Annotated in this window: 9 protein-coding genes; all 9 read right to left on the bottom strand. The window is 62.3% G+C overall.

Going from position 1 to position 12,691, the window contains the following annotated elements; all coding sequences use genetic code 11:
- Positions 1-1,107: 1,107 nt before the first annotated feature.
- The 9 genes from QH270_RS17020 to QH270_RS17060 all read right to left on the bottom strand — a co-directional run bounded on the left by QH270_RS17020 (position 1,108) and on the right by QH270_RS17060 (position 12,637).
- Complete coding sequence (locus tag QH270_RS17020) at positions 1,108-1,602, bottom strand: DUF6283 family protein (RefSeq protein ID WP_280343230.1); 495 nt, start codon at positions 1,600-1,602, stop codon at positions 1,108-1,110.
- 835 nt (positions 1,603-2,437) lie between these two features.
- Positions 2,438-2,956, bottom strand: a complete 519-nt coding sequence (locus tag QH270_RS17025) for a carboxylesterase family protein (protein ID WP_280343233.1) — start codon at positions 2,954-2,956, stop codon at positions 2,438-2,440.
- Positions 2,957-3,449: 493 nt separating this feature from the next.
- On the bottom strand, positions 3,450-4,154 hold the full coding sequence (locus QH270_RS17030) for a TetR/AcrR family transcriptional regulator (protein WP_280343235.1): 705 nt from the start codon (positions 4,152-4,154) through the stop codon (positions 3,450-3,452).
- Positions 4,147-5,412 carry an FAD-dependent monooxygenase gene (locus QH270_RS17035; RefSeq protein WP_280343238.1) on the bottom strand — a complete coding sequence of 422 codons (1,266 nt, stop codon included), beginning with the start codon at positions 5,410-5,412 and terminating at the stop codon, positions 4,147-4,149. The genes QH270_RS17030 and QH270_RS17035 overlap by 8 nt, the downstream gene beginning before the upstream one ends.
- A gap of 925 nt (positions 5,413-6,337) precedes the next feature.
- Positions 6,338-6,796, bottom strand: coding sequence for a hypothetical protein (locus tag QH270_RS17040; protein WP_280343243.1), 459 nt, complete (start codon positions 6,794-6,796; stop codon positions 6,338-6,340).
- A 551-nt stretch (positions 6,797-7,347) separates the two neighbouring features.
- Positions 7,348-8,538: a CaiB/BaiF CoA transferase family protein gene (locus tag QH270_RS17045; protein WP_280343246.1), complete on the bottom strand. Its 1,191-nt coding sequence runs from the start codon at positions 8,536-8,538 to the stop codon at positions 7,348-7,350.
- A gap of 194 nt (positions 8,539-8,732) precedes the next feature.
- The gene (locus QH270_RS17050) at positions 8,733-9,920 is read right to left on the bottom strand and encodes an acyl-CoA dehydrogenase family protein (RefSeq protein ID WP_280343251.1); all 1,188 of its coding nucleotides are present in this window, start codon (positions 9,918-9,920) and stop codon (positions 8,733-8,735) included.
- An 87-nt stretch (positions 9,921-10,007) separates the two neighbouring features.
- Positions 10,008-11,117, bottom strand: a complete 1,110-nt coding sequence (locus tag QH270_RS17055; RefSeq protein WP_280343254.1) for an aminotransferase class I/II-fold pyridoxal phosphate-dependent enzyme — start codon at positions 11,115-11,117, stop codon at positions 10,008-10,010.
- Between the two features lie 251 nt (positions 11,118-11,368).
- Complete coding sequence (locus QH270_RS17060; RefSeq protein ID WP_280343257.1) at positions 11,369-12,637, bottom strand: cytochrome P450; 1,269 nt, start codon at positions 12,635-12,637, stop codon at positions 11,369-11,371.
- Positions 12,638-12,691: the final 54 nt, after the last annotated feature.

Consider the following 12,691-nt stretch of genomic DNA (forward strand, 5'->3'; position numbering starts at 1 on the left):
CCGACAGATGTTGCGAGGCCGACTACCCGCATCCTCTCGGCAGGCCGCGGAGTTCAAGAACGTGGGGTTTCTGTGGGACTTGGCCGAAACGTCAAATCTCCGAAACAGAGAAACCCCCTCCGACCCAGGTCAGAGAGGGTTTTCACTGTCAGGCTGACAGGATTTGAACCTGCGACCACCTCGCGAGCGTTCCGGTTGCCTCGATAATGCTCGTCAGTTCCCAGCACTGCCTGCTAGCAGCATCTTTCGCGAAGCGAACATCCCCGACAGTTCTCACAACTTCGCGTTAATTCCGGCCAAAACTGTGGAGTTTCTGTGGGGCCGTTAGAAATCAGACCGACTGCGCTTAGCAAAGACGCACACGGTGCGCGACGGTTAGCCGGCCTCCGACACAAGCAGTCTGCGAGCGGTGCCGTCGCCCGTATCGACGGGCGTACCCCGGTGGCACAAGGGCGCCGCGGCGAGGTCAACTCTCAGCCTGACGGTTCGGGCTTGTCCCCCGTTCGCGGACGAAGCACGTTACAACTGCTGGATGAAAGGATCGCACTGCGCCACGGTGCCCGCGGCGATGGATCCCAGGCCGAGCGCGCCTGCCAGTGCGCTGGTGAACTTCAGCGTGTCCCGCTGGGATAGTTGACATCCGTGCATCCACGGAATTGCTTTGATTCGAGGCACACGTTGTTGCGCCCCTAAGTTCTGGGACGAATCACCGCTCGCGCGGGGAGCACCAAGGTCCTCGTGGCGAACCGGGGCGAGATCGCGGCTCATCCCCGCTCGCGCGGGGAGCACTCGGGGCCGTGGCCGGGCGCCTGGCGGGCACATCCCCGCTCGCGCGGGGAGCACGCCACCACCGCGCGCGAACCCTGGCACGATCGGGGCTCATCCCCGCTCGCGCGGGGAGCACGTCACCTCGTCGAAAGACGGCGGCACGGTCCGGTGGCTCATCCCCGCTCGCGCGGGGAGCACACTAATTGACCTGCATGTTCACACAGCAATCGACCGAATTACGTTCACTTTCGAACAACACCACAATCGTCAACCAACAACCTCACGACCGCAGCCGGCCTCGAACACGCGACGAACCTGGCCTCAACGGAACCAAAGCAGCTACCGGTCGCCAACTCTTGCCTTCGAGCTATCAGACTCGGACATGCTCAGGTCACTACGCCTTCGAGCAACCTTACGGATCGTCAACACAGCGTCCAGCCCGGGCTCGTCGACGTCGCGCTGGCCATGCTCGGCAGCCTCCGCACCCGAAGCGAACAACGGCACCGGCGACTCGTATCCCTGCGTCTGTTCGAACGTGTGCGGGCTGATACGCTTCTGAATCAGCGCAAGGCGCAAAGCCAACAACCCACGTCCTCCATGGCAACCAACCCAACCGGCACACATCCGCCGCATGCTGGAGTCCGCGTCGCTCTGGTGACACTGGAACAAGTGAGGCGCCTGCACACCCAAGTCGCCGTCGTAGGCACGTAGCTTCTCGTACTCGGTGAAGTCCCACACGCCACTGGGGACATCACGCCGGTACGGACAACTCACACACGGCCGCGGCGCGGGAGGGCCCATCTCGTCCTGGCCGAACGCGTCGGTGGGTTCCACGACTCTCCCCTCACTACACAGCGGCTCGGCCACAGACTATCGGTGATCTGTACCAGCCGCCTTCCGGTCGCCCCGAACCAGTGAGGTGAGCTCGTCGAGGCGGATCTTCGGGGCCCTCGGTGACGGCGAGATGGCTGGTCAATCCGCCCGTCACCCACCGGATCGCGCTGCCCCTTCAGCGGTCCTCGACGACTTTGATGCTTGTGAGAACGGCCCGCGCTCGCACCGAGGGCCGTAGTCACGTTAAGATGTCGTGTTCGACCCATTCGCCCATGTGAGGATCAAACTGGCACCACCACGGTCAACGCCGCGTGCCGATCTCCGGCCAGTGTTCACGACGTCGGCTGTCGGCACCCTGGGTGCCTCGAGCCTTCGGCGAGGTGTGGCGCGGATTCACGACTTAGCAGCGCTGCTAAGCCCGCCACGGTTCTTGCTGATTCACCTCCTCTGGCCTGCACAAACCACTGGTTGAATGGATTCGACGGGTGCTCACCGCAGACGCGGCGCCACCGCTATTGGGTACGCAGTACGCGGCCCTCCCACAGGCGGCGCTCGGCACCGGCGGGATCGGACTCAACGCGACTGACGGTGTCGAACAGCATCGTTGGGCGTTCGGGTTGGCGGTAACGCGCCCAACCAGGGTGCCGGTGCAAGCGAAGCGCACCCAGGCAGCGTGCAAAGTATCGGCGAGCTCCTGCGGCGGCTCGGCTCCCATCTGTTGGAACCCCTCGTACCGACCCCGCTGACCACGTCGACGGTATCCCAGACGAAGGCAGCGTCGAGCCCGTGGACGGCACCGCGGCGTGGTGCACGGGTTTCGGCTTGCCACCGAAACTCATACAGCCAGCCATGTCGGGGCGTCGCGGGTTTCGGCGAACCGGATCGTCGGAACGCGGAAGAGCCAGTCGCTCCAGGCCGCTTCGAGTAGGGCGCTGGTGTCGCGCAAATGACGAGGCCCCGCTGCGGTCTGGTCGCGCGGGCCCAGGTTGTCGGTACCTTCACCGAGGTCGAGGAAGCCCTCGATCCCAAGGCGGCAGTTGATGCCGACGTGTACCACTCCGTCGCGGGCGAAGCTTCGCCTGCTGTAGAGCGGTGATGCTCCGGTGCCGTACATGTAGCCGCCACCATGGATGTGCACCAGCACCGGCAGCGCGGCCGCGCCGGGGTCCGGGGTCCAGATCTCAAGGGTGAAGCAGTCTTCGCCGGTCACCTCGGGGTTGTAGATGGCGCCCAGGGCGGTCTTGTCGACCGGCTGCGGGGCGCCTGGTCCGGGTTGGGTGGCACCGCGGGTCCCGGTCCACGGCTCGTAGCAGCAGCGCAGTGATTCGTCGCCGACACAGTCGATACTGCCCAAACGGTTGATCTGGCACCAGGTACCGCGTGCACGGTCAAGGCCAGCATCGCGAGATGGCCAGCGATCCGGACCGGCCCGGTCGCTGCACCAGCAGTGAGATAATTCATCGCACTACATCGGACGGTGTTCTGGTCGGTTGTGCGGCGGGCCGTGAGCTGCGGTCAACCAACCCTGCTAAGCCTCCGCGTGGTAGCGGTGAGCCTATTTCCTTGCTGTCCGCGGGATTCCGGCAATCGACGGACACCTGTCATGAGCCTGAAGCAGACCTAGTGCGCTTGATGGTACTCACTTCGACGGTACGGCTCTACGGTCCTTCGCACTACGACCAGGCGACGCGCCCGCGAGGCGCGACGATCACGTCACGTAGACCGGCCGTGCCGCGTCGTCACCACTACAGACGACCGTCTCAGGCTCGACGCGAGTGCCACAACGTCCAGTGGTGACGCTATTCCGCCGACAGCGCTCTATCGCGCGACTGACTTTTCGTAGCCGCTCACACGGACACTTGCTCATCGATGAGGTTCAAGACCCCAGCTCGGTGCTCAGCGATCAATGCTCGGACGCCGTTCGCGGTTGTGCGCAATTGCTGGGGCGTGGAGATCTCCGAACCGAGCAGCGACGTGACAGCGGCCGCGAACACACGAGTCAGGTCCTGCACCGGTGGCCGAGGTGTTGCTTTGTAGGCCACGACGAACCCGGTAGTCAGCGCTTGTAATGCGATAACCTGATCATCGAGCGGCCAATCGGTGCGCGCCAGTCCACTGTCACGCCATATTGGAAGTATCGCGCGGATGACTGCGTCGGGACCCAAAATTTCCAACAGCCTCGCCGAGCGAGGATCCGCCGCCAGAATACCGAGCAGATCGTTGTCCGAGTGTTGCAGCGCAGCGATGAAGGGGTGCTCGGCGGCGATGCAGAGCATGCTCGGGCAGAGGCGCGACGGTCGTGCGATCTCAGGATCGACGGAGACCAGGGCCGTCACTTCATCGGCGAGCGCCAAGAAGTCGCGGCCGATCAGGCCAAGGAGCAGATCTTCCTTGGTTCTCCAGTACAGATAGACGGTGCCCTTGCCCACGTGCGCGCGAGCGGCGACGTCAGCGACGGTGACACCCTTACTGCCGCGAGCGAGGAGCAGCTCGCCCGCGGCAGCTAGGATGCGGGCGGCCCTGCTAGAGCTCTCTTCTGGTAAATCAGGCATCGGACGTCGCTTTCTCGGGGATCGGGGTAGGCGGCTCGCCCAGAATCTTCCCGACGATATCGGCTCCTTTGTACTCGAAGAGTTCCTCCACCCGCATGATTTTGTCGGCTACGTGGCGCCCGAGTCGGGTTTTGCTGATCGTCGGCAGCAGTCGGCGAAGCAGGATCTGCAGCCGATTGTCCACGATGAAGATCCTCCGGTCTGCGGCGATATTCTCTTGGTAGTGGGTGATATACGGGCGCAAGCCCTGCTCCCATTCGTTTAGCGCCGTGGCGATGTCACCCCTGTGACGTTCGAGCATGCCGCCGAGCAGGTCGGCACCGGCCAGCCCTGCAGACACGCCCATGCCAGCGTAGAGACTCACACACCACGCAGCATCACCCAACAGAACGACCCGGCCCTTGTGCCACGTCGCCATGCAAACCTGCTCGGCGGAGTCGAACAGCACGGTGTTGGTTCTGTCCATCTCCTCGAAGGCAGCAGTCAGAACGCTGCCGGGCGCCTGTGGGCCGAATGCGGCCCGCACGCTCTCGACGGGCGGGCGATCGAACTCCGCGTCCACGTCATCGGTTCGGTAGCTCAGCAGCATCGTCGGATGGTGATCGGCGAAAGCGAACAGCAACATCGACCGGTGTGGTTCCAGAAGACTCGCGCCTTGATCCTCAGCTACCCCTGGAACCCCGTCGCGGCATTCGAATGCGGCGACCATGTACCCCAGCCGCTTGAGAAATCGCTCGTGTGGACCGAACACCAGCGATCGCACGGTGGAACGCACTCCATCGGCCCCGACGACGAGGTCGAACCGCTCGGTGGTCGACGTCCCCGATGTCGCGTTGTACAAGGTTACTGTGACCCCGTCGGCGTCCTGATAGATCTCGGTCGGAACCGTCGCATACCGGATCTCCACATCGGTTTGCAACACCTCGAATGCCGCTGTTTCCACGTCGCCGCGGAGCATGAGCCAAGGTTTGGTCGGCAGATCCGAATACGACCTTCCCGGGCGGATCCGACCGGCCCGGTCGAGACTTACGGCGTCGGCCGACGAGGCACGGTCGTGGAGGTGCTCGATCATCCCAAGCCGACGCGCAGCCGCCTGACCCGCACCGAACAACGCCACGAAATACCCACCTGAACGGCGTTCCGGGGATCGCTCCACCAGCACGACGCTCCATCCCGCCTTCCGCAACCTGCCCGCGGTCGCGAGACCGCTCACGCCCATTCCGACAACCAATACCCTGCCCTCTTGGATTTGAATCATGCCTAAAATCCTACTGACCACAACGGTCAATCGGTCAGTTTGTGACCCGAGACACTCACGATTGAGGCGGTGGGCACACACCACGGAGGGTGCCTAGACACCGCACGGATTCGAGCCGTACCCGCGGCGGCGATGGAGTCCCGCAGCAATCTTCTCGAAGATCGCCCAACGGCTCCGATGCTGATCGGGCAGCTTGAAGCAAACTTCCGGACACCAGCGCCGTTCACGCTCCGCGGCTGTGCGATACTTACGCGGATTGGTAGCTCGCGATCATCCAAGCCGCGATCAGATCCCGTAGCAGGCTGGTCCACCATGGAGAGCCGACTCGCCCCAAACCGCACACTCCGACAACAGCTTCGGTGGGCGCCAGAGAGAAAGCCATGCCGAATCACCCGCGGACGTCCGCTTGCGATCACCGCCTCAACCCCCAGCGACGCCGAGCCCGCCAGTTGCGTGCTACATCACTTGTCAGCCGCGGCGCCCTAGACAAACTCCCTGGCACACTCGAGCTGCCGCTCCGACAGCGCAGACCCGGGCAGAGGTGAGCGGACAAATCGCGCGTCACGGAGTCCGTCCAAAATGACGGCGAGGTACCGCACCACGCGCCTGGGGCAACCCGGTAGCTGAACTCCGCCATCGAGCCGACCATGTGATTGAGGGCGGCGAAGTCGCCGGGTGCAGCGTCAACCCTGAGCTCGCCCGCCGCCTGCGCTCACGCGAAGAGCTCCACAATCGCGGAGTCCATCCGCGAACGCTGGCAGGCGAGCCGTGCGTCGTCGCCTTCCCGACTGATCAGCACCTCGAGCAGGCCCCGATTGACAGCCTACCGTTACGAGCGAGGGGCGTCTGCGCACTGGCCAGGGTCAGCATCTGCGCGGGGCGGCCAGGAACGCCAAAAAGGGGCCGGGCCGTGCGGGTTCAATCACTACGCCGGCACCTGTCGTCCGCGGAGAACTTGGGCGCTTCGTACGGGGACGGCGCAAACAGCACCGGGAACAGCAATTCTGCGATGCGGTCGCCAACTTCGAGGAACGCAAGGGAGACTGGCCGATGGAGTCGGCGATGTCCGCCCAGCCGACGTAGGCCAGATCGTTACGGGCCGATGCAGCGCGGCAATGAATTTCGCGCCGATGATCTTGGCGATGCGATGAGCCTCGCCGAGGATGTAGGTGCGCGAGGCCGCCCCGAAGGCCAGTTTGCCAACTTGCCCCCACAGCGATTCGGACATCACGAGCACCAGATCGGCGAGATCGACCATCTCGGGCTTGAGTTTGCGGGCCTCGAATCCGGCGGTGTCAGCACCGAGGCCGACGATGACGTCCGAGGCAAGAGTTTCCGGCGGAATGCCGACCAGCGCACGCGTTCCCGCGCTCTCGGCTGTCAACCCGGGCCGGGGTTTGTCCGCAGCGAACGCTCGGTGAGCCGTTCGGCGATCACCGAGCGGCAGAGGTTGGAGTTGCAGACAAACGGCACGTGCATTCCGACACCATATCCAGCACTAAGGGCGAGAATCACAACAACTGGATAACAGTACACCTCTCGTAAAACCTCTGTACATGAAACACAATGCGCGAGAACATAGCTCGGCAGAACGAAATTTGCGCAGCGTTTCCAAACGCGTTCCGGCATGCGTATCGAGTATGCGCTCCGCAGGGAATCGACGTCCGATCGGGATACGACTTCGAACTGTGGAAGGAATCGAATACGTCAAACGTACGGAGCATGGGCGGACAGCGAGCTCTACCGAAGTCGCCGACACGGGAGCGTTCCAGTCAGGGCAGGGGACAACTGGCTCACGGGCACGAGGGAGCAGTCGACAAGGAGTGTCGGACGCGCGTGCCGCCTCCGGAAAACCGAAGCCTCAGTCCGAGAAGTCGCACGGGCCTCGGTCGACCCTTCGCACAAGGCGTTCGGTCGGTCTGGTGCGGACCGCAATCACCCAGAGCACTCCTGCCGTGTCCCTGCCAGCCAACCCCGGATCTCGGTTCCGTGTTCGTTCAACTCAGGCGGCGCCAATTCATAGCGGGCTGGCGACGCCGAGAACCGAATCGGATGCCGTGTGGACGGCACAGCCCGCTCACCCTCGCCGACCGACACAATCGGGTCTAGACCAAACTTCTCGGCCATCGCGAACCCAGCTGCGATCGTGTTTATGGGGCCGCTGGGCACGCCTGCCTCGACGAGCAACTCGAACCACTCGTGAGCGCTACGTTCGGCTAGCCGCTCGACAAGAATCACCCGAAGCTCGTCACGGTTTGCGGTGCGGTCGACATTTCGTGCGAACCTAGGGCTGTCTGCGATGGCCGGAATGCCCAGCACATTACACAGCTTGCGAAACTGGCGGTCGTTGGCCGCAGCGATAATGAGATCGGAGTCGGCTGTCGGTAGAGGTTCATATGGGAAGACACTCGGGTGGGCGTTTCCCATCCGTGACGGGACGACACCCCCTGCAACATAAGCGGAGCTGTGGTTCACCAATCCGGACAGAGCGGAAGACAGGAGGTTGACTTCAACATGTTGCCCTGTGCCGTAGGTGTCTCGATGCCTGAGCGCGGCAAGGACACCGATTGTGGCATGGTTGCCCGCCATCACGTCAAACACCGACATTCCGCTGCGATAAGCCTTGTCACCCGGCTCACCGGTCAGACTCATCAAGCCCGAAATCGCCTGCACCACTAGATCATAGCCCGGCACGTGCGCCCCAGCGTCGGTGCCGAATCCGCTGATCGAGGCGTACACGATGCCAGGATTGTCGGCGCTCACCGTCTCGAAATCGAGCCCGAATCGGGCCATGCCGCCCGGCTTGAAGTTCTCGATCAGGACGTCGGCACGGCTGACCAGCTCTTTCGCAGCAGCGCGGTCATCCTCGTCCCGCAAGTCCAAGGCGATCGACCGTTTGCCGCGATTTACCCCGAGGTAGTACGTCGCAGTATCACCGCGGACAGGAGGCTTCCACGCGCGCGTCTCGTCTCCTTCGGGGCTTTCGACCTTGATGACGTCAGCACCCAGATCGGCCAGCATCATGGACGCATAGGGGCCAGCGAGTGCTCTGGAGAAGTCTGCTACCAAAACGCCGGAAAGCAGTCCGGGATTCGCCGAGTTCGTTTTTCCGGTAGTCGCGTTCACGATCCGGCCTCCTTACCTGCTGAGGGTACAGTTGCCCATACACAAGATGTTCCTCGCCTGGCGCCGAGGCAATTCGCAGCCCTGTGCATCTGCAGTGCGCGGGATCGCCCCCGTCACACTCCTACCCGTGTTTGCCGACATCTGACTGAGCCTCCCACCCACCAGTGGCCGGTAGCCATCCGGCAGCGACACAACTATTGCACTATCGACACCGCAGGGTCGATTCGCAGGAGGGCGCGTGTGTAGTCCTCGATACTGACGAGCTTGTTGAAATGGGCATGGTGACTACCGGTTTCGAAATCGCGCCAATATCGCTGCAACGGGTTGCTAGCGGCGAACCCGCTGGTCCCACCCAGATCTAGCAGCAACAAGATCGCTTCGCGGGACCGATCTATCGCGGCCGTCATATGCCGACGAGCACGGGTGCGCTCTGCCCGTGTCATGGCGTCCGCGGTGAAGGCGGCGTCGATCAGGTCAGCCGAACACAGCAGATGCCCGGTGGCTGCATCGAGCAAGTGATCGGCCTCTGCCAACCAGTGGCGTGTGAGGGGGGATTCCACAGCTGAGCTATAGATCGTGTCGGTGAGCGGCTTGCCTTTGGCGAGCATCGTTTGCACGGTATCGAGAGCGCCATACGCGGCTCCCACCAGCGCTGCAATCGTACGATGAGCCAGACCGATGAACTTCTCAGGCTTGGGAAGGTTGAGCATACCCTCGACAGCATCGACCGGGTGCCGGATTACGCGGTGCTCGGGGACGAATTCGTCGTCGAATCTGACCGTGTGACTGCCAGTCCCGAGCATGCCTGCTACGTCCCAGGTGTGCTCGATGTCGGCCGCAGCAAGTGGCGCGATCATCGATACCACCTCGCCACTGTCTACTCCGTCGACAACGACGGGAACAGTAACCAGGAGCATCCAGTCACCGATCTCGCAACCGGAGACTGTGGGGAACCGTCCCGTCACTCGGTAGCCGGCATCGACGACGGTCGCCGTCGCATTGTGATTTCCGCCGTTGTTGCATACGAAGATGTCCGGTGTCGTGGACAACATGTCTTCGACACCGTCCAGTGGCAAGAGAGGGAGAAGTGCATCGACCACGCCGGTGATACCGACCAGCCAGCCTGCGGACGCACATCCACGACCGACTTCGAGGATGACCCTAGCCTGTTCGCGTATTGAGAGATCCTCACCACCCAGTGACCTGGGCACGCTCATTCGGAACAGGCCCGCTGTGCGTAGCGCATCCACAACTTCGGGGGTCAGCCGTCGATCACGTTCCGCAGCTGCCGCGTTGTCCCTCAACAGTGGGACAAGTAGTCGCGCCCGGTCGACCAGCGCCTGCGACTCAGCGGATGACCGTTCATCTATTGGACTAGACATCGTTTCCTATCGATGACGTGTTTCGGTTGCGTCCGCGCTGGCTCCACTGAGATGGACCCAGCATCCTCTCATGCGTGACAGGTACCGTCAGCCCGCTGCTGGACGCGCCACCGAAAGGGCGTTTGCCATCGCAGAGACGAGGTTCTCGATGTCGGCTTCGCTGTGATGGCAGGTCAAAGTCACCCGCAGACCTGCGCGGTCCATGGGCACAGCGGGGAACGCCGCGAGACCGACGAGATAACCACCGTCACGAAGGTCACGGATGGCTCGGTAGGTACGATCGACCGATCCCACGGTGATGCAGCGAATCGGAGCGACTGAATCGCTGGTGAGCGGCAGATCACGTTCTGCTGCTCGTCTATTGAACAGTTCGATCAAGCTGCACAGCCGGTCCTGCAGCGGTTGCACGGCTTCAGCCAAATGTAGTCGAGCCGACGCAACCACCGCGCCGAGCATGGGTGGCTGGACCTGCCCAGAGAACAGCATCGGCCCGCCGAGGGTGAAAACGCGCTCCAACAGTTCATTGTTGGGGAAGGTGAGCGCTCCACCGACAGCTCCGAACGCCTTGCCCAGCGACATGGCGACGACGCTGCGCGACAACGTCGCCGAGTCCAGCGCTTCGAGCGCGTAACCTCTTCCTCGCTTTCCCGACCACGAAACGGAGTGCGCGTCGTCGACGTACAGCCACAATTTTGGGAAGCGTTTCATCAAATGATTGAGGGCTTCAGCCGGAGCGAAATCCGCCTCCATACTGTATAGGCCATCCAGAGCGTACCAGACTCGCTCGTGGCTCGATGAGAGTTCCTCGACGCGAGCTCCCAATTCAGTCAGGTCACTGTGCGGGATCGAGGACACGTTGGGGTTGTAGTCCCGAACCAACGAGGACGCCACGTAGATACTGTTGTGCGCCTGGCGGTCAAGGATGAGTGCGTCTTGTTCAGCGACCAGGGACGGAAGTGCGGAGATGTGTCCCAACGTTGTCGTCGGCGCAATGAGCGTCGGGCGTCCGAAGAGATGCGACAACAGGTCTTCAGCTTCAGCGTAGAGTGGCGACGAAAGATATGACCGCGAGGCCGAGAAGAGGGCTCCGTAGCGGTCTGCAGCATCTTTAACGCCTTGTTTGACCTCCGGGTGCATCTCGAGGCCGAGATAGCTGCATGATTCAAAGTTCAGTAGCGATTTTCCCTCGACCGTCACCGTCCGACCGTCAAGACTGTCGTCCTGTGCGGTGTTTCGAAAAATTCCGAGACGAACCGCGATACCGATTACAGACTCTACGGCCGCAGTACGCTGGTGGTGCGTTGTAACCATCTCTACACTCCGAGAACTAGCATGCTGAGTTGAAGACCACACGAGCGTCGAAGGGCAACCCAGCGATGGGTTGCCCTTCGATCATTCTTCGTTGATGGATCCGATCGTACGGGTCGGTCGGAGATTGGGGCAGGATTTCAGTGCGCCACAGGACATCCCGTCGTCGCGTGCATCTTCTTGACAGCACCGGCGAAGTTTCCGACAAGCAATTCAGGCTCGGTCAAGACGAGGTCGGGCACGCGATGGAACAGTTGGTCGAACATATTGCGCAGCATCGACTGCGCAAGGAAGCTGCCGATGCAGAAGTGCGGCCCGCCGCCGCCGAATGCCACATGCCCCATCGGTTTCCGGCTGATGTCGAACTTCCAGGGGTCGGCGAATACGGTTTCATCCCGGTTGCCTGATGCGTAGAACATCACGACCCAGTCCCCCTTGCGTATCTGACGCCCACCGAGCTCGGTGTCCTCAGTTGCCGTTCGCCGGAAGGTCATGATCGGAGACACCCAGCGCAGCACTTCTTCGACGGCGTTGTTGATTCGGCCGTCGAAGTCTTCGAGCAGGTAGGCGAGCTGGTCGGGGTGTTCTAGAAATGCCTTGGTTCCCAAGCTGATCGACGTTCGTGTCGTATCATTCCCAGCGAATGACAGCAGCACGAACATGGTTGCCAGCTCCTCGTCGGAGAGCCGTTTGCCATCGACTTCAGCCTTGACAAGGTTCGACCACACATCATCACGTGGACAGGCTCGCGTGAGCTCGGCGAATTCGAATCCGATGGCAAGATTGCCGATCGTCCCGTCCATCAGCACCTCAGCGGGCGGCCTTCCGGCCGCGACGTCTGGGTCATTCCAGGCTGCCATCTCGTCTGCGTTGTGCGCCGCCTGGTCTCTGTACTGCTCGGGCAGCCCCACCGCGTCGTAGAAGGTGTTCATGGGCATGTGCTTGGATACATTCTGCACGAAATCGCCTTCACCGATATCGAGCAGTCGATCGACGATGCCTGCGGCGCGGGCTCGGATGCCCTCCTCTAGCCTTTGCACCTGCTTCGGCGTGAACGCGCCGCTGACCAGCTTGCGCATGGTCATGTGCTTTTCGCCGTCCATGCCAAGAAAACCTTCTGCGGCCTCAAGGATTTCCTTGGGTATTTCCTCCATTTGAACCCCCTCGCCAGAGCAGAAGAGGTCCGGGCGCCTGCTGACGTACTTGATCAGCTCATGCGATGTCACCGCCCAGTAGCCCTCGTTCTCAGGCTCTGAGATACCGCCTTCAGCGGGCGGCTGCCAACTCACCGGCCGATTTTTGCGCAACTCGGCCAGACGCACGTCCCGCTCCCGCGGGCTCATGGCCCAGAAACTCAGACTGGACACCTCGACCGGGTCGTACTCGCGATCTGCAGGCAGTGTGCTCATCGATTGGTTCTCCTGTTGTTGAATCAGAGCCGTAACGTGAAGGACAGCCCCATC

Source organism: Nocardia neocaledoniensis (genome assembly GCF_029868625.1).
Lineage (GTDB): Bacteria > Actinomycetota > Actinomycetes > Mycobacteriales > Mycobacteriaceae > Nocardia > Nocardia neocaledoniensis_A.